General features: G+C 68.2%; 20 protein-coding genes. 7 read left to right on the forward strand and 13 right to left on the reverse strand.

Annotated elements, in window-relative coordinates:
• The first annotated feature begins 18 nt into the window (after window positions 1-18).
• Entirely contained in the window at window positions 19-1,383 is a 1,365-nt protein-coding gene (locus ACZK5N_RS03305; RefSeq protein WP_459020064.1) for a glycoside-pentoside-hexuronide (GPH):cation symporter, read from the forward strand.
• Window positions 1,361-3,328: an alpha-glucosidase gene (locus ACZK5N_RS03310; RefSeq protein WP_459020065.1), complete on the forward strand. Its 1,968-nt coding sequence runs from the start codon at window positions 1,361-1,363 to the stop codon at window positions 3,326-3,328. Before ACZK5N_RS03305 ends, ACZK5N_RS03310 begins: the two co-directional genes overlap by 23 nt.
• Before the next feature lie 80 nt (window positions 3,329-3,408).
• Here ACZK5N_RS03310 and ACZK5N_RS03315 read toward each other — a convergent pair whose 3' ends face one another.
• From ACZK5N_RS03315 to ACZK5N_RS03325, 3 genes are all read right to left on the reverse strand, one after another.
• Entirely contained in the window at window positions 3,409-5,007 is a 1,599-nt protein-coding gene (locus tag ACZK5N_RS03315; RefSeq protein ID WP_459020066.1) for an ABC-F family ATP-binding cassette domain-containing protein, read from the reverse strand.
• 135 nt (window positions 5,008-5,142) lie between these two features.
• Window positions 5,143-6,039 carry an EamA family transporter RarD gene (gene rarD, locus ACZK5N_RS03320; protein ID WP_459020067.1) on the reverse strand — a complete coding sequence of 299 codons (897 nt, stop codon included), beginning with the start codon at window positions 6,037-6,039 and terminating at the stop codon, window positions 5,143-5,145.
• 32 nt (window positions 6,040-6,071) lie between these two features.
• Complete coding sequence (locus ACZK5N_RS03325; RefSeq protein ID WP_459020068.1) at window positions 6,072-6,899, reverse strand: alpha/beta fold hydrolase; 828 nt, start codon at window positions 6,897-6,899, stop codon at window positions 6,072-6,074.
• A 213-nt stretch (window positions 6,900-7,112) separates the two neighbouring features.
• Here ACZK5N_RS03325 and ACZK5N_RS03330 point away from each other — a divergent pair, with 213 nt between their 5' ends.
• On the forward strand, window positions 7,113-7,715 hold the full coding sequence (locus ACZK5N_RS03330) for a sensor histidine kinase (protein WP_459020406.1): 603 nt from the start codon (window positions 7,113-7,115) through the stop codon (window positions 7,713-7,715).
• 163 nt (window positions 7,716-7,878) lie between these two features.
• On the opposite strand, the gene ACZK5N_RS03335 is transcribed toward ACZK5N_RS03330, so the two are convergent.
• From ACZK5N_RS03335 to ACZK5N_RS03380, 10 genes are all read right to left on the reverse strand, one after another.
• Window positions 7,879-8,955 carry a hypothetical protein gene (locus ACZK5N_RS03335; protein ID WP_459020069.1) on the reverse strand — a complete coding sequence of 359 codons (1,077 nt, stop codon included), beginning with the start codon at window positions 8,953-8,955 and terminating at the stop codon, window positions 7,879-7,881.
• A 74-nt stretch (window positions 8,956-9,029) separates the two neighbouring features.
• Window positions 9,030-9,941 (reverse strand): hypothetical protein, encoded by a 912-nt coding sequence (locus ACZK5N_RS03340; RefSeq protein ID WP_459020070.1) that lies wholly within the window; start codon window positions 9,939-9,941, stop codon window positions 9,030-9,032.
• A gap of 154 nt (window positions 9,942-10,095) precedes the next feature.
• Entirely contained in the window at window positions 10,096-10,494 is a 399-nt protein-coding gene (locus ACZK5N_RS03345) for a metal-sulfur cluster assembly factor (protein ID WP_459020071.1), read from the reverse strand.
• A gap of 51 nt (window positions 10,495-10,545) precedes the next feature.
• Window positions 10,546-10,995, reverse strand: a complete 450-nt coding sequence (gene sufU / locus ACZK5N_RS03350) for a Fe-S cluster assembly sulfur transfer protein SufU (RefSeq protein WP_459020072.1) — start codon at window positions 10,993-10,995, stop codon at window positions 10,546-10,548.
• Window positions 10,996-10,998: 3 nt separating this feature from the next.
• Window positions 10,999-12,237 (reverse strand): cysteine desulfurase, encoded by a 1,239-nt coding sequence (locus tag ACZK5N_RS03355; protein ID WP_459020073.1) that lies wholly within the window; start codon window positions 12,235-12,237, stop codon window positions 10,999-11,001.
• Between the two features lie 192 nt (window positions 12,238-12,429).
• Entirely contained in the window at window positions 12,430-13,194 is a 765-nt protein-coding gene (gene sufC, locus ACZK5N_RS03360; RefSeq protein ID WP_459020074.1) for a Fe-S cluster assembly ATPase SufC, read from the reverse strand.
• A 60-nt stretch (window positions 13,195-13,254) separates the two neighbouring features.
• Window positions 13,255-13,581 (reverse strand): Rieske (2Fe-2S) protein, encoded by a 327-nt coding sequence (locus ACZK5N_RS03365; protein WP_459020075.1) that lies wholly within the window; start codon window positions 13,579-13,581, stop codon window positions 13,255-13,257.
• Entirely contained in the window at window positions 13,578-14,765 is a 1,188-nt protein-coding gene (sufD, locus tag ACZK5N_RS03370) for a Fe-S cluster assembly protein SufD (RefSeq protein WP_459020076.1), read from the reverse strand. The genes ACZK5N_RS03365 and sufD overlap by 4 nt, the downstream gene beginning before the upstream one ends.
• A gap of 48 nt (window positions 14,766-14,813) precedes the next feature.
• On the reverse strand, window positions 14,814-16,256 hold the full coding sequence (gene sufB, locus ACZK5N_RS03375; protein ID WP_459020077.1) for a Fe-S cluster assembly protein SufB: 1,443 nt from the start codon (window positions 16,254-16,256) through the stop codon (window positions 14,814-14,816).
• Window positions 16,257-16,264: 8 nt separating this feature from the next.
• Window positions 16,265-16,882 (reverse strand): helix-turn-helix transcriptional regulator, encoded by a 618-nt coding sequence (locus tag ACZK5N_RS03380; RefSeq protein WP_459020407.1) that lies wholly within the window; start codon window positions 16,880-16,882, stop codon window positions 16,265-16,267.
• Window positions 16,883-17,097: 215 nt separating this feature from the next.
• Between ACZK5N_RS03380 and ACZK5N_RS03385 the strand changes: the two genes are divergently transcribed.
• From ACZK5N_RS03385 to ACZK5N_RS03400, 4 genes are read left to right on the forward strand one after another with little or no spacing between them, the layout of a single operon-like run.
• A complete protein-coding gene (locus ACZK5N_RS03385; protein ID WP_459020078.1) occupies window positions 17,098-17,799 on the forward strand; it encodes an ABC transporter ATP-binding protein in 702 nt (233 codons plus the stop codon).
• Entirely contained in the window at window positions 17,796-18,554 is a 759-nt protein-coding gene (locus tag ACZK5N_RS03390) for an ABC transporter permease (RefSeq protein ID WP_459020079.1), read from the forward strand. The genes ACZK5N_RS03385 and ACZK5N_RS03390 overlap by 4 nt, the downstream gene beginning before the upstream one ends.
• A complete protein-coding gene (locus tag ACZK5N_RS03395; protein WP_459020080.1) occupies window positions 18,542-19,468 on the forward strand; it encodes a COX15/CtaA family protein in 927 nt (308 codons plus the stop codon). The genes ACZK5N_RS03390 and ACZK5N_RS03395 overlap by 13 nt, the downstream gene beginning before the upstream one ends.
• Complete coding sequence (locus ACZK5N_RS03400) at window positions 19,419-21,395, forward strand: M3 family metallopeptidase (protein WP_459020081.1); 1,977 nt, start codon at window positions 19,419-19,421, stop codon at window positions 21,393-21,395. The genes ACZK5N_RS03395 and ACZK5N_RS03400 overlap by 50 nt, the downstream gene beginning before the upstream one ends.
• Window positions 21,396-21,421 lie beyond the last annotated feature (26 nt).

Below are 21,421 nucleotides of genomic sequence, written 5' to 3' on the forward strand. Positions count from 1 at the left end.
AGGTCCTACTGTGTTCGCATGACCGCGACGCGCTGGGGTTTCGGACTCGGCACCCTCGGCCGCGACATGCTCGCGGCGCTGGTGTCGCTGTACCTCATGTTCTACCTCACCGAGGTGCTCGACGTGTCCGGCGCACAGCTGGCCGCCGTCACCGTGATCCTCGTGGTGATGCGCGTCTTCGACGCCGTCAACGACCCGGTCATGGGCGTCGTGGTGGACAACACCCGCAGCCGGTGGGGCAAGTTCAAGCCCTGGATCCTCGTCGGCGCCGTGCTGTGGGGGGCGGCCAGCCTGCTGATGTTCGCCGATCTCGGCATCGACGGCTGGGCGTACGTGGTGCTGTTCACGGCCGTCTACCTGGTCTACGAGGTGGCCTACACCATCAACGACATCTCCTACTGGTCCATGTTGCCGTCACTGACGCAGGACCAGAAGGAGCGCGAGAAGATCGGCGTGGTGGCGCGCATAGCCGCCAACGTCGGTCTGTTCGCCATCGTGGTGGCGCTGGTTCCCCTCACCGGCTGGCTGAGCAGCGTGTTCGGCGACGCCAGAACTGCCTGGTTCGCGCTGGCTGTCGGCCTCGTCGTGGTCATGCTGGCGTTCCAGACGCTGACGCTGCTGTTCACCCGGGAGCGTGTGGCCGGGCACCGGGAGACCACGCCGCTGCGCGAGCTGTTCTCGGTCATCGCGGGCAACGACCAGCTGCTGTGGGTGACGCTGGCCATGGTGTCGTTCATGGCGGGCTACCTCACCACCGCATCCTTCGGGCTGTACTACTTCAAGTACTACTTCCTCGACGAGGGCGCCTACTCGATCTTCGCGGCCGTCCTCGGCGTGTCCCAGATCGCAGCGCTGGCCCTGTTCCCCCTGGTGTCCAAGGTGCTTCGCCGCTCCAGGATCCACCTGCTCGCCACGCTCATGTGCGTGGCCGGCTACCTCGTCTTCCTCGTCTCCGGCACCTCGCTCCTCCTGGTGGGTGTGGCCGGGGTGCTGCTGTTCGCCGGGCAGGGCGCCATCCAGCTGCTGATGGTGATGTTCATCGCCGACTCCGTCGAATACGGCGAGTGGAAGCTGGGGCGGCGCAACGAGTCCGTCACGTTCTCCCTGCAGCCGTTCATCTACAAGCTGAGCAACGCCGTCGCCAGCGCCGTCGTCGGCGCCACGCTCATCTGGTCCGGCATCGACGTGGCCCGCACACCGGAGGACGTCACCGGCGAGGGGCTCACCATCCTGCGCCTCGCGATGCTCGTCCTTCCCCTCATCCTGATCATCGTGAGCTATGTCGTCCTCCGCGCGAAGTACCGGCTGCATGAGGAGTTCTACGCCACCGTCGTGGATGACCTGTCCGAGAGGAACGCCCGTGTCAACGAGGCTGCTGACTAAGAGCCACACCGTCCGCCAGCTCTACCGCCACCCGGTGGGCCGGGACATCATCGACAAGCTCCTGCTGCAGACCGGGCTGCCGAGGCGCCTGGTCTACACCATCGAGTGGATGCGGCTGAAGTGGGTCGAGCGGCTCGTGGAGCCGCTGACCGGCCCAGGCATGCTCGACGTAGTCCTGGACCTGGTCAACTCGGAGCGTGACCGTCCCCTGCACGGTATCGCCCCACACCCCACCCCGTGGTGGCGCGAGGCCGTGTTCTACCAGATCTATCCCCGATCCTTCCGGGACGCGTCGGGCGACGGGGTGGGCGACATCCAGGGCGTGATCAGCAAGCTGGACTACCTCCAGGACCTCGGCGTCGACTGCGTGTGGCTCTCCCCCATCTTCAGGTCCCCCAACGAGGACATGGGCTACGACGTCAGCGACTATCGCGACGTCAACGAGGAGATGGGCACTCTCGAGGACGTCGACCAGCTCATCGAGGCCTGCCACGAGCGCGGCATGCGGCTGATCCTCGACCTCGTGGTCAACCACACCTCCGCCGAGCACGAGTGGTTCCAGAAGGCGGTCGCGGATCCCGAGGGTCGCTACGGCGGCTACTACTTCATGGTGGAGGGCGACCCGGACACCCCCCCGAACAACTGGACCTCGTTCTTCTCCGGGCCGGGCTGGAAGTGGATCCCCGAGGCGCAGCGCTGGGTGCTGCACCTGTTCGCCGACGGGCAGGTGGACCTCAACTGGGACAACGAGGAGGTCCGCGACGAGGTGGCCGACATCGTGCGCTACTGGATGCAGCGCGGCATCGACGGGTTCCGCCTGGACGTGATCAACTACATCTCCAAGAAACCGGGCCTGCCGGACGGTCACCCGTTCATCGGGAAGGTGCTGGAATTCGTCGGCGTCGAACACTACTTCTACGGACCCCGCCTGCACGAGTTCCTCCGCGGACTGCGGCGCGACGGGTTCACCCGGCGGGAGCGGCCGGTGTCCTCGCCCCGCCGTCGGCTCCCTGACGGCACCCTCGCCGACCCGCTGCCCCCGGACATGATCGGGGTGATGGTGGGTGAGACGCCCGGCATCGGGATGGAGCTGGGGCGGCTGCTCAGCGGGTACGGCCGCGGCGAGCTGGATCTCATCTTCAACTTCGACGTGCTCGACAATCCCGGGCACGTGCGCTGGGACTCCTACCGGTATCACCTCTACTACCTCAAGAGGTTCTACCGCGCCTACGATTCGCACCTCTCGCCCAACGACTGGATCGCGGTGTTCCTGGACAACCACGACAACCCCAGGATGCTGAGCAAGTTCGGCATGGGTCTCGAGAGGGACCCCGCGGTGCGGACGTCCATCGGCAAGATGCTGGCCACCATCCAGCTGACCATGCGCGGCACGCCCTTCCTCTACCAGGGCCAGGAACTGGCCGCCATCAACCAGACGTTCGTCGAGGTCGGGCAGCTGCGCGACGTGGAGTCCATCAACCGGCACCAGGCCCTGGTGGACCGTGGGATGGCCGACGACGAGGCGTGGGCTCAGATCCTGGCGGGCTCGCGGGACCACTCGCGGGTCCCGATGAGGTGGACCCCCGACGGGGGGTTCAGCGACGGTACGCCGTGGCTGGTGGGCACCGACGCGGAGGAGGGCTTCTCTGCCGAGGAACAGGTGGCGGACCCGGATTCGGTCTATGCCTGGCACAAGGCGCTGATCCAGCTGCGCCGCAACCACCGCGCCCTGACCATCGGGGCGTTGAAGTGGGTGCATCCGCACCACAAGTTCTACTTCGCCTACTACCGCAAGCTCGGCGACGAGGTGTTCCTCATCGAGTGCAACACCTCTGCCAGGCAGCGGCCCCGGCCGCACGTCGGCGGCAGGATCGTGCCGGTGATGGGAGGCGCCCGCTCGGCCGTGATGGAGCCGTGGGAGGCGACCGTCAGCCGCGTGTTCTGACGCAGGACATCAGAGCCTCAGGAACCTGCGGAACCCCTCGCAGGCCAGCTCCGCCCGTCGAGGGAGCCTCCGGGCGTCCGTCAGGCGAGGTCGATCAACTCCTGGTACTCGTCGCTCCACAGGTCCTCGACGCCGTCCGGCATGACGAGAACCCGGTCGGGCTCCAATGCCTCGACCGCCCCCGGGTCGTGCGTCACGAGGATCACCGCACCCGCGTAGGTGCGGATGGCGTTGAGCACCTCGCCGCGAGACGCGGGGTCCAGGTTGTTGGTGGGCTCGTCGAGCAGGAGCACGTTGGCCGCGGACACCACGAGCATGGCGAGCGCCAGCCTGGTCTTCTCGCCGCCGGACAGCACTCCGGCCGGCTTCTCCACGTCGTCTCCGGTGAACAGGAACGAACCCAGGACCTTGCGCACCTCGGTGTCGTTGAGGTTGGGTGAAGCGCTCTTCATGTTGTCCAGCACGCTGCGCTTGACGTCGAGCGTCTCGTGCTCCTGAGCGTAGTAGCCGAGCTTGGCGCCGTGGCCGTGCTCCACCTCGCCAGACGAGGGCTCCTCCATGCCCGCCAGGAGACGCAGCATGGTGGTCTTGCCGGCGCCGTTCAGGCCGAGGATGACCACCTTGGAGCCCTTGTCGATGGCCAGATCGACGGCCGTGAAGACCTCAAGTGAACCGTAGGACTTGCTGAGGTCGTGACCGCGCAGGGGGGTCTTGCCGCACGGGGCCGGCTCCGGGAAGCGGATCTTCGCCACCGCGTCGACACGGCGCTCGCCCTCGACACCGGCCATGAGCTTCTCGGCCCGCTTCGCCATGTTCTGCGCCGCGACGGCCTTGGTGGCCTTGGCGCGCATCTTGTCCGCCTGGGCCATCAGCTGGGTGGCCTTGCGCTCGGCGTTGGCCAGCTCCCGCTTGCGTCGCTTCTCGTCCGTCTCGCGCTGCAGCAGGTAGCGCTTCCAGTTCATGGAGTAGATGTCCAGCTCGGCGCGGTTGGCGTCCAGGTGGTAGACCTTGTTGACCACGGCGTCGAGCAGCTCGGTGTCGTGGGAGATGATGATCAGGCCGCCGGGGAAGGCCTGGAGGTAGCTGCGCAGCCAGACCACGGAATCGGCGTCGAGGTGGTTGGTGGGCTCGTCGAGGAGCAGGGTCTCCGCGTCGGAGAACAGGATGCGCGCCAGTTCGATGCGTCGGCGCTGCCCGCCGGACAGCGTCTTGAGGGGCTGGCCCAGCACGCGGTCCGCCAGACCGAGATTGGCGGCGATCCGCGCCGCGTCCGCCTCGGCGGCGTATCCGCCCGCGGCCATCAGCGCCGCCTCGGCGTGGGTATAGGCGGCCATGGCCTCCTCGCGGACGGATTCGCTGTGGCTGCCCATCGCCTCCTCGGCGCGTCGCATCCGATGGATCACCTGATCCAAGCCTCGGGCGCCCAGGATCCGGTCCCGGGCGATCTGCTCGGGATCCCCCGAGCGTGGGTCCTGCGGAAGGTAGCCCAGTTGGCCGGCGCGCGTCACGGCCCCACCGGCGGGCAACGATTCGCCCGCGAGGATCCGCGTCAGCGTGGTCTTCCCGGCACCGTTGCGGCCCACCAGACCGATCCTGTCACCAGCGATGACCTGGAAGGACACCGGTGACAGCAGCAGCCTCGCGCCCGCGCGCACCTCGATGTCCTTGACCTGTAGCACCTTGTTAGTCTCCCTGCGTTGTGCCCTCAGGGCAAACCGGGCTCCGGCGCTGCGTGCGCGCGGCCCCGGCGCACGAGTGGGGGCTGGAGCGCTGAGGGCGTGTATGCTTGACCGGTCGGGCTGGCGCTACTTCCACTAGCGCCAGCCCTTCTTCGCGCCCCAGGGCCTCGTCTGCAGCAGGGCGTCGGCGACGAAGAGCGCCACCGCCGCCCACACCAGAGTGAATCCCGCCCAGCGCGCCGCCGGCATCGGCTCGTCGAACACCAGCCAGCCCAGCAGGAACTGCCCGATGGGGGCCAGGTACTGCAGGATGGCGATGGTGACCATCGAGACCCGCCTGGCGGCGGCCGCGAACAGCAGCAGCGGGACTGCGGTGACGATGCCTGTGGTGGCCAGAAGCACCCCGTACCCGCCCGTCGCGGTGGACGCGCCCGTCGTAGTGAGCACCGCGAGGTAGACCACGGCCACCGGCGCCACCGCGGCTGTCTCGATCGCCAGCCCGGGGAGGGCGCCTACGGAACGGCCGGCGAGTTTCTTGACCAGCGAGTAGACGCCGAAGGAGCCGGCCAGTGTCAGGGCGATCCAGGGGAACTGGCCGTAGCCCACCACCATCACCGCCACGGAGGCCGCGCCGAACGCCATCGCCAGCCACTGCAGCCGGCGCAGGCGCTCGCCGAGGACGACGATGGCCAGCGCCGCCACGGCAAGCGGGTTGATGAAGTAGCCCAGCGCGGTCTCCAGCGTCCGCTCCGTCATCACCGCGAACACGTAGGTGGTCCAGTTCACGACGATGAGCACGCCCGCCAGCGCCAGGGAGGCGGCGGTCCGCCGGTCGGCGAACACGGCACGCAGGTGACCCCACTGCCGCAGCGCCGTCAGCAGGATCAGGCAGAAGCCCAGGGACCACAGCGCGCGGTGGGCCACCACCTCGAACGGACCCGAGCGGCCGAAGAACTGGAAGTACAGCGGGAAGAGGCCCCACAGCCCGTAGGCCGCGAGCCCGTAGCTCAGGCCAGCCCTGTGATCGCGCACCGGGCGAGCCTACCGCCCGGGCCCCTGCGCCCTTACAGGCGAGCCAGGAAGTCCAGGACGGCACCCTGCCAGAGGGCGGCGTGGGAATCGTTGGCGCCGTGCGGAGCCCCCTCGAGGACCACGAGTTCGGAGCCCGGCACGAACTCGCCCATGCGGCGGCTGGACTTCTCCAGCGGCACGTTGATGTCGCCGTCGCCGTGGATGACAAGGGTGGGGACGTCGATGGCTCGACAATCGTCGCGCAGGTCCGTTGCCCACAGCAGGATCGTCTCTACGGCGGCGCGCGGGTCAGACTGCTTCGCGATGGCCAGCGCCCGGAGGCGGGTGCCCTCGTCCACCTGCAGCCCGCCGTCGGCGGTGCTGTAGAACCAGGTGATGAACTGGTCGAGGAACGTGTCCCGGTCCTGGGCGCACTGATCGGCCATGCCCTGGAACCCGTCGATCGGCATGGCGCCGTCAGGGTTGTCCTCCGTGATGCAGAGCGCGGGCGTGATAGAGCCCGAGAAGATTGCTCCGGCGATCCTCTCGTGGCTGTGGCGCGTGAAGTAGCGGGCCACCTCCCCGCCTCCCATCGAGAATCCGAGCAGGACGGCGTCGCGCAGGTCCAGGTGCTGGATGAGGGCGGCGAGGTCATCGGTGAGCACGTCGTAGCCGAAGCCGCCCTCCGGCTTGTCGGAGGCGCCGAAGCCGCGACGGTCGTAGGTGATCACTCGGTGCCCGGCCGCGACGAAGGCCGCCGTGTTGCCGGAGAAGGCCTCCCCGGACAGCGGCCAGCCATGGACCAGGACGAGCGGACGGCCGCCGCCCCCGCTGTCGGTGTAGTGCAGGCTGAGGCCATCGGCGGTCATGAACGTGGGCATCGTCGCCTCCCCGGGTCGGTGCAAGGGTCCTGCCCCCGAGGCTAGTGCGGTTCCGGGCGGCCGTCAGCCGTTCCGGGCTCCTGGCGATGCCCGAAAGTTGATCGGGGAGTCGACCAACGTGCCCGGTTCCTCCGCGGCTGCGCCGTTGCGTCCTGATCGTGGGCGAGGTGTTCCTCGTGGGGGCCTAACGTCACCGTCGGATCAACCAGGGACCTGCACGACACCGTCGCACAGACGTTTTCGCACGCCGCGATGCGCGCGCACGTGCTCGCCATGCACCCGGACGCGTCACCCCCCATCCCCGAGGAGCTCGCCGTGATCGCCGACGAGTGTTCCTCGTCCGCGCACGACCGCCGGCAACTGCTGTCGCCGCTGCGCGAGCATGAGGACGGCGCCTCGCCGTCGTTCGTCGGTCCCTTCGCGGATGCGGACACGCTCGAGGCCGCCGTGGAGGAGCAGGCAGAGCGCCTGCGCGCACACGGTTTCATGGCAGCCACCGAGGTGCGCGTGGGGCCCCTCAGCCCGGCCCGTGCCGCGACGCTGACGAAGGTCACCGTCGAGGCCACCACCAACATGTTCAAGCACGCCCCCGCCGGAACGCTGTGCCAGCTCTCCGTCACCGACGACGGCGGCGACCTCCTGGCCGTGCTCAGCAACCGCACGCTCGCCAGGAAGGTCAACCCACGAAGGCTGGGCCTCATCGGCATCGAGGAGCGCGACGGCCTGCTCCGGGGGACATGCACCCTGGATCGTGACGGCGGCTGGTGGCACGTGAGGGTGAGATTCCCCCGCGGTTTCGAGGCCACGCACCCCTGACCTGGCCCAGGAAGTTCACCCGATTGGCACGCAGACAACGCCACAAGCAGTGTCAGGAGACCGGCGCCTCGGACCTGACGCGTGCCGCAGCGCGCTCAATACAGGTAGCCACGATCCGCCCAGGGTAGTCACCACGCGTATAACTATGACGAAGAACCACGTGTCAGCCGCACACTGTTGAGTCGAACTCGGATGCCGGAATCTCCACACTGCCGGTGGCCAAAGTCTCTCGGTCGAGCAGACGCATTAGGCGCAGCGAGCCGCCAACGAAACGCGGCACGGCCCAATCCCGATATACCTCGTGAATCACGCCGGTTCTCGTGTTGATCACCCGCACGGTGTAGTAGTCACCTTCCCAGACCAGGTACGTGAACAGATCGTCCTGGACTAGCTGTGACGCGCCACTGAGGAACGCGCTCTGCTCGGTTGCCTCGATTTCGATCGCAGCCGGCCATCCAGGGCGCCAGATCACGAGACCATAGGTACCGGATGCGCCCCCGTCGCCCGGATCACGGGTCAGCACGTAGAGTCCACCAGTCGCAACATATCCCGAATAGCCCATGTCGATATCGGCCAACTCATGCGGAATAGACCAGCTCGCGCCCGTGGAGAGATCAACACCCGTGAGCGTGGTGAAATACTCGCGTGCGGGGTGGAGCGCCTGCCACACAACGGTGTGATCATCCAAGAGCTGGGGGGCGTACACCACGCCCGCCGCGAGAACTCGACCGAGTCGCTTATCGAGGTCGTACAGCACGATCTCGCCTGGGTGGTCCTTCGAGGGCTGGCTCCAGACGACCTGCGAGCCCCGGAGCTGCGGAGAGACGAATCCACTCATCTCCGTGCCATCAGGTAGCGCCCCGATCTCCCAGGGCGGCTCATGCGGGTGAAGCCTGTCCCAGGCCCAGATCTGCCACGGGGACGCAACCTCGGGTGTGTCATTCGTGTAGAAGACGACGTAGCGATCGCTCACCTGCGGCGGTCCATTCACACGATCACCATTCCAGCCGTCCGGGTCCGGCCTCGGCAGTGGTTCACTCTCGTAAAGGAGACCAGAGTCACCATTCATCTCCCACACGAGCCTCATCGCCGGGTGCCGCAACACCAGTGCCTCATCGCGATAAACAACGTCCGAGTCGCGCCTGAAATCCTCAGGCTGCACCAGAGCGTCGACCAGGCACGTCGCGAGCACCGGATCCTCGGAATACAGGGCGGAAGACTGCCGGGGGCCAAGTGTCACGAGAGCAGGATGCGTGGGGGTGACATTCGGCGGATCCGACGATGACATGCCTCGCGGAATCCCTGAGCAACTCGTCAACAGAATGCTGAATAGGGCCAGCCACATGCCGAGCCCGAGTCCTCGTTCCATAGCGCACTCAGTAGAGGTAGCCCACGAGCGCCCAGGATTGTCACGAGTTTATTGGAATCGATATGGTATTTCGAGGGCACTGCCTCGAATCCTGACATTCCACTCGCGGGATCCCGCACATGGGACGTGGCGCCGTAGTCCTTGAAGCCGCTGATTTCCACATGCTGTTTGTACGTCTTCGTCTCGCTGTAGCCAGGGGCATGGGGCCCACCTGACACCATGTACATGTTTCCGATCAGTGGATAACGTCGTCCCGATCCCGTCAGTCCGAGGATGCTCACATAGAGCCGCCCCACATATGTCGACTTGTCGGCGGATGTCGGGGTGTAGGGCAGCCACTGGATGTCCCACGCGAAGCCGCGCCCCCGATTCCATTCAGGACCGAATGCATCGTCCCGAGATAGGTGCCGGTTCCGCCGCATGTGATCCCCACCGACGCGGCCAGTTCGGATTGTGTCTTCACGACACTCATGTGGCTCAGCGCCATGCGCATCGACGCGGGCCCGCACCAATTGGAGCACTGCTGAGGCTGCCAGTTGTTGACCATATAGGAGCTGTAGGTCGGAACGTCCCCGTTCAGTGCTGTCACAGATGACTGCACTGCTCAACTCACTGGCCACCACTCCCTGTGGAGTGACGTCAAAGCGTCGCAGCGCGGCGTCGCGCGCGACGCGACGGGAGGCCAGAATCTCCTCGACCTCGGGTGGCGGAGCCGGATCATCTGTCCGCCGCGGACCGCCGTCACCATCCAACCCGATTGTCGAAGTGTCCTCTGACGGCGGCGACGCCCACCCCTGTTGCGCCCCACCCAGAACAATGGCCCAGCCGATCAGTGCAGCCGACAACCTCTTGATCATGCGTGGATCCCCCTTTCGGAAGCGGGGGCGGCGACGCCCTTACCGTGACACTACGCGACGTAGTAGCTCACTTCGGGGGTGTCTGGACACCGAAGAACCTGGGGAATTGGCAGCACGGCACCACCCCGCCAGGCGGGAGAAGGGCCCGGACCACTCAGAGGTTGTAGCCGATGGCGCGCAACTGTTCGCGGCCGTCCTCGGTGATCGCCTCGAGGCTCCACGGCGGCAGCCACACCCAGTTGATCGTCGCCGAGGCGACCAGGCCTTCGAGGACGTACTTCGTGTCGTACTCGATCTTGTCCGTGAGCGGGCAGGTGGGCGACGTGAGCGTCATGTCGATGGTCGCGTTGCCGTACTCGTCGACCTGGACGCCGTAGACCAGGCCGAGGTCGACGACGTTGACCATCAGTTCGGGGTCGACGACGTCCTTCATCGCCTCGAGGATCTCGTCCTCGGTGGGCAGTGCGCTCGCCGGGGCGGCGGGTTGGGAGAGGTCGACGTGGGGCAGCTCGTCCTTGACGAGGTCGCTGGGCCGCTGTTCTGGGGTGTACATGAGGTGCTCCTTCGAGAGTTGTCCAGGCGTGTTCGCCGGGGGTTGGGCGGATCAGCCGGCGGGGTTGTGGGAGGTGGCCTGCAGCGTCGCGTCGCGGACGGCGGACCAGCCGAGCAGCGCGCACTTCACTCGGGCCGGGAACTTGGAGACGCCGGCGAACGCGATGGCGTCCTCGAACACCTCCTCGTCGGGCTCGATGCGGCCCTGGCTCTGCATCATCTCCAGGAACTTGTCGTGGAGGTCCAGCGCGTGGGCCGTCGAGTCGCCGATCAGCAGGTCCGTCATCACCGAGGTGGAGGCCTGCGAGATGGAGCAGCCCTCCCCCTTGTACGAGATATCACGGATGGTGTCGCCGTCGAGGTGCACCCGCAGCGTGAGCTCGTCGCCGCAGGACGGGTTCACGTGGTGCACCTGCACCTCGTAGGGCTCGCGGAGCCCGGAGTGGTGCTTCTCGCGGTAGTGATCGAGGATGATCGTCTGGTACAGCTCGTCGATATTCACGGGTCAACCTCCGAATCGCGGGGCGAAATAGTTGCGGGTGAACACGAGCGCGTCGGCCAGCGCGTCGATCTCAGAGCGTGTCGTGTACAGGTACGACGATGCCCGGGTGGAGCTCTGGTGCCCGAGCCGCTTGTGCAGGGGGCGGGCGCAGTGGTGACCGCCCCGGATGGCGACGCCGCGTGAGTCGAGCACCTGCATCACGTCGTGGGGATGCACGTCGGTGATGTTGAAGGAGATCGCGCTGCCGCGGTCCACGGCTGTCCACGGGCCGAGGAGAACGAGGCCCTCGATGCCGGTGAGCTTCGCCAGCGCGTACTCCGTCAGCTCCTGCTCGTGCGCCGCGATGGCCTCCATGCCGATGCCTGTGAGGTAGTCGACGGCAGCACCCAACCCCACGGCCTGCGCGATCGGCGGGGTGCCGGCCTCGAAGCGGTGCGGCGGCGGAGCGTACGTCGAGTGGCTCATCTCCACCACCTCGATCATCTCGCCGCCACCCATGTACGGCGGCAGCTCGGCGAGGAGGTCGTAGCGCCCCCAGAGCACGCCGATGCCCGTGGGGCCACACATCTTGTGCCCGGTGAACGCCACCAGGTCCGCCCCCAGCGCGGCGACATCCGTGGTCTGGTGCGGCACGCCCTGGGAGGCGTCCACCACCATGACCGCGCCGACGGCGTGCGCCTGGGCCGCGATCTCCGCAATCGGGTTCTTCGTCCCGAGGACGTTGGAGACCCACGTCAGCGAGACCACCCTGGTGCGCTCGTTGATCAGGTCCTCGCCGACGGCGCCTTCCAGGTCCAGGCGGCCCTCGTCGGTCACGTCGAACCACCGGAGGGTGGCGCCACTGCGCTGGCAGGCCATCTGCCACGGCACGATGTTGGAGTGGTGCTCCATCACCGAGATCACCACCTCGTCGCCGGGCTTCAGCCGCGAGCCCAGCGTGTGCGCCGCGAGATTCAGCGCCTCCGACGCGTTCTTGGTGAACACGACCTCCTCGGGACGCGCGGCGTTGATGAAGCCGGCCACCTTGGATCGGGCACCCTCGAACGCCTCCGTGGCCTCCGCGCCGAGCAGGTGCATGGCGCGCGCCACGTTGGCGTTGTGCTGCAGGTAGTGCTCGGCGATCGCGTCGACGACCTGACGAGGCTTCTGCGACGTGTTGGCCGAGTCCAGGTAGACCAGGGGCCACTCCCCCACCCCGCGCTGCAGGATCGGGAAGTCCCCGCGGATCTGTTCAGTCAACATGAGTGGTCACCAAGTCTGTGAGCGTCGAATGTGAGCGGAGAAACGGCCCAGTGGTCGGTTTGGGCCAGCGAAGGGGGCCGGTCGCGGTAGGTCGGGCGCTGGGCAAGGCACGCCGCCTTGACGGCGTGCCGGCCCCCGTCGGGCAGCCCGCACCCGACCACAGGGACCCGTCCACCACCGCTCCCGACCGCATCATGCCGCCGCGGACGCCTTCACGTAGGCCTCGTAACCGGTGGCCTCGAGGTCGTCGGCCAGCTCCTTGCCGCCCTCGGCGACGATGCGGCCGTCGACGAACACGTGCACGAAGGTGGGTTCGATGTAGCGCAGGATGCGGGTGTAGTGCGTGATGAGGATCACCGCGCGGTCACCCTGCTCGGAGTAGCGGTTGACTCCCTCGGAGACGATCTTGAGCGCGTCGATGTCGAGGCCGGAGTCGGTCTCGTCGAGGATGGCCGCCTTGGGGTTGAGCAGCTCGAGCTGGGTGATCTCGTGGCGCTTCTTCTCGCCACCGGAGAATCCCTCGTTGACGGAGCGCGCGGAGAAGGTCTTGTCCAGCTGCATCCGCCCGAGGGCGCCCTCCACCTCCTTGACCCAGGTGCGGACCTTCGGGGCCGCACCGTCGAGGGCGGTCTTGGCGGTGCGCAGGAAATTCGCGACGGACACGCCCGGCACCTCCACCGGGTACTGCATGGCCAGGAACAGGCCGGCGCGGGCACGCTCGTCAACCTTCAGTGCGGTGAGCTCGATACCGTCCAGGGTCACCGAACCCTGCGTGATGACGTACTTCGGGTGGCCGGCGATGGCGTAGGCGAGCGTGGACTTGCCCGAGCCGTTCGGGCCCATGATGGCGTGGATCTCACCCGGCCTCACGGTGAGGTTGACGCCCTTGAGGATGGGCTTGTTGCCCTCCTCGGTGATGACGTCGACGTGCAGGTCTGAGATGACAAGAGTGGACATGGTTGCTGGTTCTCCTGAGTGAATCGAGGTGGGGGGTCGGTGGGGGCTGGCCCCCGTGCGTCAGTAGGTGGCGGGAGCGTCGACGTCGATCTGGACGTCGTCACCCTCGATGCGGCACGCGAACACCCGGACGGGTGCGGTGGCGGGGAGGTTGAGCGGGCGGCCGGTGGCCAGGTCGAAGGTGGAACCGTGCAGGTAGCACTCGATGGTCCCGCCCACGACGTCACCGTCGCTGAGCGCGACCTTGCCGTGGCTGCACTCGTTCTCGATGGCGTACACCTTGGTGTCGTGCAGCACCAGGGCGACGGTCAGCTCGTCGTCGACGTCCACCGCCAACGGCTTGTCCTGATCCAGCTGCGCGACCTGGGCGACGGTGACGAAACTCATTCGTGCGCCTTCGTCGCGGTGCTGCCGTGGACCAACTCCAGCTCCCGCTCCACCTGGGCCAGCAGCCGCTGCTCGATCGCCGACACGCCGATGCGGCGGATGATCTCGTTGAAGAAGCCGTGCACGATGAGGCGGCGCGCCTCGTCCTCCGGGATTCCGCGGCTGTTGAGGTAGAACAGCTGGTTGTCGTCAAAGCGGCCGGTGGTCGACGAGTGCCCGGCGCCCGCGATCTCGCCGGTCTCGATCTCGAGGTTCGGCACCGAGTCGGCCTGGCAGCCGTCGGTCAGGACCAGGTTCTTGTTGGACTCGTAGGTCTCGATCTGCTTGGCGACCTTGCGGATCAGCACGTCGCCGATCCACACCGAATGCGCGCCCTTGCCCTGGAGTGCGCCGCGGTAGTCAACGTTGCTCTTCGTGTGCGGCTCGTTGTGATCGACGAACATGCGGTGCTCGACGTGTTGGCCGCCGTTGACGAAGTAGAGGCCGAACTGCTCGATCGCCCCGCCTGGCCCCGCGAAGCTGGCGCGTTCGGCGATCCGGATGGCCTTGCCTCCGAGGGACGCATGGATGGTGCGGACCCGGGCGTCGCGGCCCACCTGCACCGAGATCTGCGCGCCGTGGACGGCGTCCTCGGCCCAGTCGTTGACGTAGACCAGGTTGATCTCGGCGCCGTCTGCGACGCGGAAGTCGTACTTGGCCGCGTACTGGGCCGACCCCTCGAAGTGCAGCACCAGGGTGGCCCGGGAGTGGCGGCCGAACTCCACGACGAAGGATTCCGCCGCGTGCTGGCCTGTGCCGGTGGCGGTGAGCACGATGGGCTCGTCGATGACGGACTCCGCCGCGACGACCATGTGGACCGCCTCGGCGGTGCGCTGGGCGGCGATGGCGGACAGCCTGTCCACCGGGGGCTCGACGGCCAGTTCGCGGGCCTCTGCGGGCGTCACCCTGCGCAGCTCGACGCCGGGCGGGAGGTCGCCGGCCCAATCGAGTCCGCCGAGCACGGCGCCCTCCTGCAGGAGAGGGCGGAGCGCCTTGAGCGGCGAGAACCGCCAGATCTCCTCGCGGCCCGTGGGCATGGGGTGCCTGGCCACGTCGAAGCTGGGCTCCGGGTGCAGGTGGGACTCGATGGTCTCGATGGCGCCCGCCACGTTCAGTGCGGCGTCGGGCATGGTTGCAGTACTCACGTCAGAATTCACTTTCATCACAGGTGGGTGGGGAGGAATGGCCGGGCCTCAGCCGACCGCGCCTTCCATCTGCAGTTCGATCAGGCGGTTGAGCTCCAGCGCGTACTCCATGGGCAGCTCGCGGGCGATGGGCTCGACGAAACCGCGCACGATCATCGCCATGGCCTCGTCCTCGCCCATCCCGCGGCTCATGAGGTAGAACAGCTGGTCCTCGGACACCTTCGACACGGTGGCCTCGTGGGCCATCGAGACGTCGTCCTCGCGGACGTCGACGTAGGGGTAGGTGTCCGAGCGGGAGATGTTGTCCACCAGCAGCGCGTCGCACTTCACCGACGACGCGGAGTGCGACGCCCCCGGCTCAACCTTCACCAGGCCCCGGTAGGAGGAGCGTCCGCCGCCCCGGGCCACCGACTTGGAGATGATGGAGCTCGAGGTGTGGGGTGCGCAGTGCACCATCTTCGAGCCGGCGTCCTGGTGCTGCCCAGGACCGGCGAACGCGATGGAGAGCGTCTCGCCGCGGGAGTGCTCACCCATCAGGTAGACGGCCGGGTACTTCATGGTGACCTTGGAGCCGATGTTGCCGTCGATCCACTCCATGGTGGCGCCCTCTTCGCAGACGGCGCGCTTGGTCACCAGGTTGTACACGTTGGTGGACCAGTTCTGGATGGTGGTGTAACGGCAGCGCGCGTTCTTCTTCACGATGATCTCGACCACGGCCGAGTGCAGCGAATCCGAGGAGTAGATCGGGGCGGTGCAGCCCTCGACGTAGTGCACGTAGGCACCCTCGTCGACGATGATGAGCGTCCGCTCGAACTGGCCCATGTTCTCGGTGTTGATCCGGAAGTAGGCCTGCAGCGGGATGGTGACGTGGACGCCCTTGGGCACGTAAATGAACGAGCCACCGGACCACACGGCCGTGTTGAGCGAGGCGAACTTGTTGTCCCCGACCGGGATCACCGTGCTGAAGTACTCCTGGAACATCTCCGGGTACTCCTTGAGCGCGGTGTCGGTGTCCAGGAAGATGACCCCCTGCCGTTCGAGCTCCTCGTTGATCTTGTGGTAGACCACCTCGGACTCGTACTGGGCCGCGACACCGGAGACCAGGCGCGCCTTCTCAGCCTCCGGGATGCCGAGCCTGTCGTAGGTGTTCTTGATGTCGTCGGGCAGGTCCTCCCAGGTCTGGGCCTGCTTCTCCGTGGAGCGCACGAAGTACTTGATGTTGTCGAAGTCGATGCCGCTGAGGTCCGCACCCCAGGTGGGCATGGGCTTCTTCTCGAACAGCTTGAGTCCCTTCAGGCGGAGGTCGCGCATCCACTCGGGCTCGTTCTTCAACCCGGAGATGTTCGTCACGACGCCCTCGTTGAGACCGCGCTTGGCGGTGGAGCCGGCGGAATCGCTGTCGTGCCATCCCCACTGGTACTTGGAGAGGGCCTCGATGTGTTCGTCCTGCGTGGCGCCCAATCCGGGGGCCTGCGGTGCAGTCTGAGTCATATCTGACGTCACTTTCTTCTCGGGATCTGGGGGGTGGGCAGGCGGTGCGGCACGTGGGTGGTGCACACCCCGTCGCCGTGGGCGATGGTGGCGAGCCGCTGCACATGCGTGCCGAGCAGCCGCGCGAACAGGGCGGTCTCGATCTCGCACAGCACCGGGAACTCGGTGGCCACGTGCGCGATCGGGCAGTGATGCTGCAACAACTGGTTGCCCGAATGCAGTGGGCGGATCGAGGGGGCGTATCCGTCGACGGCCAAGGCCTCGACGAGCAGGTCCATGGCGGGGCGCTCGGGGTCCGCGTCCCGGGCGGCGCGGAAGCGGTCCTCGATGCACGCCACCCGACCCTCGGCGACCTCCCGCACGGCCTCCGGGCCCTCGGCCTGGGCCAGGCGCCTGAGCGCCGCGATGGCCAGATCGTCATACGCCTGGCGGAACACGGCGCGGCCGCTGTCGGTCAGCGCGAACACCTTGGAGGGGCGCCCGCGGCCACGCACCCCGAACACGCGCTGTTCGCGGGAGGTCAGCGTGCCGTCGCCCAGCAGCACGGCAAGGTGCCTGCGCACGGCCGCCGGGGTGAGGTGCAGGCGCTCGGCCAACTGCTTGGCCGTCTGGGGGCCGTCGTTCATGATGAGATCGACGACGCGTCGTCGGGTCGGGAGATCGGTTCCCTCCAGCGCACCAATGGTCACCTGCCTCACCCCTTCCTCGAATTAGCCTACGTCAGTCTTTCCAATTCTCCTTCACAATTCAAGGAAGGCCACCCTAAGTCTCACGGCCTGGGACCTCGGCGGCCCCCGGTCTCCGCGGAGTTGTCCCGCCGTCGCGGCGCTACGCTGTCCGGGTGCCCGTCCTCGAAGCCCGCCACCTCACCGTGTCGTACGGCCCCGTCCAGGCCCTCGCCGGGCTGACACTGCAGGCTGAGGCCGGGCGGATCACCGCGCTGCTCGGGCCCAACGGGGCCGGCAAGACCACGTTCATCCGCTGCTGCACCGGGTTGGAGCACCCCCAAGGCGGCGCCCTCACCCTCTTCGGGGCCGCACCGGGATCGCCGCAGGTTCTCCCCCGCATCGGCCTCATGCCGCAGGCCACCGGCGCCTGGTCCGGCATCACCCCGCTCCGCCTGCTGCGGTACCTGTCGCGCCTGTACGCATCACCACAGCCCGTGGAGAGTCTCATCTCCCTGCTCGGGATATCGGGCTTCGCCACCACTCCCTACCGACGCCTGTCAGGCGGCCAGCAGCAGGCCGTCAACCTCGCCGGCGCCCTCGTCGGCCGGCCGGACCTGGTGTTCCTGGACGAGCCCTCGGCCGGGCTGGATCCACGAAGCCGACGGGCCACCTGGCAACTGATGGAGCGCGTGCGCGCCGCGGGTGTCGCCGTCGTCCTCACCACCCACGACATGCACGAGGCCGAGGCCCTCGCGGATTACGTCTACATCGTCGACCGGGGGCGGGTGACCGCCTCCGGCACCGTGACCGAGCTCACCGAGCACGGCAGCCTCGAGGACGCCTTCCTGCACCACACCACCGGAGACCGGTCATGACCCTGGACTTCGCCCCCGCCGCCGCGCCGGCCACGCTCGGCCGGCGCGTCTGGGCCCACGCCACCACCGAGGCCGGACTGATCCTGCGCAACGGCGAGCAGGCCCTGCTGGCGGTCGTCATCCCGGTGGCGATCCTGCTGGGCGGGCGGTTCCTCGGCGGCCGGTTGGGGCTGGGCCTCCAGGAGACGGCCCCCTCGGTGCTGGCCCTGGCGATGTGGAGTTCGGGCCTCACCACGCTGGCCATCGCCACCGGCTTCGAGCGCCGCTACAACGTGCTCGAGCGCATGGCCGCCACGCCGCTGGGAAAGACCGGCATCCTCCTGGGCAAGGGCCTGGGTATCGCGCTCATCACGGCCGGCCAGGTGGCGGTCCTGGCCGTGGTGGCGCTCGCCCTGGGATGGGATCCCACCTTCACGCCGGCGTCAGCGGCCGTCGCTCTCGCCGTCGGCGTGCTCTCGATGGGCGCCTTCGCGGGTCTCGCCCTGGCCATCGCCGGCTCGCTGCGGCCGGAGGCCACCCTCGCCGTCGCCAACCTGCTCTACCTCGTGGGCATGCCGATGGGCGTACTGCTCCCGGTGTCGCGGCTTCCGGCATGGGCGCACCCCATCGTCGCCGGGACCCCCACCGGCGCCCTCGGCGAGACCCTGCGGGCAGCGGCGCAGGGCCAGGCCCTAGGCTGGCCGCTACTGGTGGCCGCACTATGGTGTGCGGCAACCCTGACGCTCGCGTGGAAGGTGTTCAAGTGGACGTCCTGAGGAAACTGGTGGACGGCGAACGCGCCCTGCGCACCTGGCTGTGGATCTCCCTGGTGTGCAATATGGGCATCATCGTCACCGGGGCCGTGGTGCGCCTCACCGGCTCCGGCCTGGGCTGTCCGACCTGGCCGCGCTGCACCGACGAGTCCTACGTTCCGCACGAGGCCTACGGAATCCACGGGGTGATCGAGTTCGGCAACCGGTTGCTGACCTTCGTGCTTGTCGCCGCCGCGCTCGGCGCTTTCATCGCCGCCTGGCGCAACCGCGGTCGCGGCTCCACGCTGTGGTGGATCACGCTCGGCGTGGGGCTGGGGATCCCCCTCCAGGCCATCGTGGGCGGCATCACCGTGCTGACCAGCCTCGACCCGTCCTGGGTGGCGCCGCACCTCCTGCTGTCGATCGTGCTCATCGTGGTGTGCGTGTGGGCGCTGCGGGTGGGCTACGGCACGGCGCCCACGCCTGTGGCCCCCGGCGCCCGGTGGCTCGTCATCGCCACATTCGCCGCGTCCATGACCTCCATCGTGGTGGGCACCGTGGTGACCGGGGCGGGACCCCACGCCGGCGACGCCGCGGCCCCCCGCAACGGTGCGGACATCGAATCCGTCGCACGGCTGCACTCCCTGTCCGCGTGGCTGGTGGTGGCACTGGTCGTCGCCTGCGTGTGGCTGTTCAGCCGAACCGGTCAACGCCGCCCCGCGCGGGCCGCACGGCTCACGCTGATCACGGTCGCCCTCCAGGGCGTCATCGGCTACGCGCAGTACTTCCTCGGCCTGCCCGTCGGCATCGTGATACTGCATATGGTGGGGTTGACAGTGCTCACCGCGGCTGTGTCCTGGCTGCTGGTGTCGACGACGAGGAGTGCCCGTGCCCACCAACCCGGTCCTGACCACCGACCTTCCCTTCACGCTTCCTGACTTCGCGTCGGCGACGCCTGCCGACTACCGGGCGGCGTTCGAAACCGGCATGACCGCGCAGTTGGCGGCGCTGGGCCGCCTCCGCGACGAGGACGCTCCACCCACCGTCGACAACGTGCTCGGCGCCTGGGACGACGCCGAGGCCACGCTTCGCCGCACCCTCAACGCCTTCTATGCGGTGCACTCCTCCGACGGTTCGCCGGAGCTGGATGCCATCGACGAGGAGATGTCGCCGAGGCTTGCGGAGCACTGGGACGCCATCTTCCTGGACCGCGGCCTGTTCGCCCGGCTGGAGGCGCTCCGGTCGCGGATCGAGGGCGGCGACGGGGAGGCCGACGAGCAGGACCGCTACGCGCTCGACGAACTGCTCCGCGCGTTCCGCCGGGCGGGCGTCGAACTCGCCACCGAGGCCCAGTCCCGGGTGCGGGAGCTCAACCGGCGCCTGGCCGAGCTGTCGACGAGGTTCGAGGTGCTCAACCGGGAGGCGCGCAACGCCGGCGGCATCGTCGTCACGGAGGAGGAACTCGTGGGCCTCTCCGACGACGAGCGCGCTTCCCTGCGGCGCGACGGCGTCGCCCGGATCGACCTGGTCAACACCACGCAGCAGCCGCTCGCGGTCAAGCTGGCCGACGCCGGGGTGCGCCGTCGGCTGTTCGAGGCGTCCACCACCCGCGCGCTGGCCGGGGAGTTCGACACGCGGGCCGTGGTCGTCGCGATCGCCCGCGCCCGCGCCGAGCGCGCCACACTCCTGGGCTACCCCCACCACGCGGCGATCGTGGCCGAGGCGGGAACCGCGACGAGCACCGAGGCGATCCTGGCGATGCTGGTGCCGCTCGCCCGGGCGGCGCTCGCCAAGGCTCGGGAGGAGGCCGCCGAGCTGCGGACCCGCTACGCGGACCTCGCGCCGGGCCAGGAGTTCACGGCGGCGGACTGGAGCTACGTCGAGGCGATCGTGCGCCGGGAACGGTTCGCGTTCGACGAGGCCGAACTGGGCGGCTACCTGCAGGTGGGCAAGGTGCTGGATGCCGTCTACGCCGCGGCCACCGAGCTGTACGGGATCACCTTCCAGCCTGTCGACGGGGTGGTGGGGCACGCACCCGAGACCCAGGCGTTCGAGGTGCGCGACGCCGACGGCTCCACCCTCGGCCTGTTCCTCATGGACTTCTGGGCCCGCCCCACCAAGCAGGGCGGCGCCTGGATGAGCAACATCGTGGACCAGTCCACACGGGACCGGACGCTGCCCGTGGTGACCAACAACTGCAACTACACGCGCGCCACCACGTCGATCAGCTGGGACGACGTGATCACCATGTTCCACGAGTTCGGTCACGCCCTGCACGGCCTGCTGGCGAACTCGAAGTACGCCTCCCGGTCCGGCGCCAACACGCAACGCGACTTCGTGGAGTTCCCCAGCCAGGTCAACGAGCACTGGGCGTGGACGCCCGGCCGCGTGCTGCCGGGCGAGTGGGCGTCGCGGCTGGAGGAGGCCAGCCGGTTCGGGCAGGGCTACGCGACGGCGGAGACCGAACTGGCGTCGCTGCTCGACCTGGCCTGGCACATGACCCCGCTCGACGAGCTCCCCACCTCGGCCGACGAGGTGGAGGCCTTCGAGCGCGCGGCCCTGGACCGGTGGGGTCTCGTCGACGACCTGGTGCCGCCCCGCTACCGCAGCCAGTACTTCGCACACATCTGGGGCGGCGGCTACGCGGCCAGCTACTACGGCTACGCCTGGGCGAAGGTGATGGACGCCGACGCCGTGGCGTGGTTCGAGGAGCAGACCGGTCCCCTGCGCGAGGCCGGAGACCACTTCCGGCGCACGCTTCTGGCCCCGGGCGGGTCGGTGGACCCGATGGAGACCTACCGCCGGTTCCGCGGCCGCGACCCGCAGCTGGCACCACTGCTGGAGCGGCTGGGGCTGACCCTCTAGCCCGAAGGGTCGGCCCACGACAGTCG

This window comes from Tessaracoccus pujii, assembly GCF_055326215.1.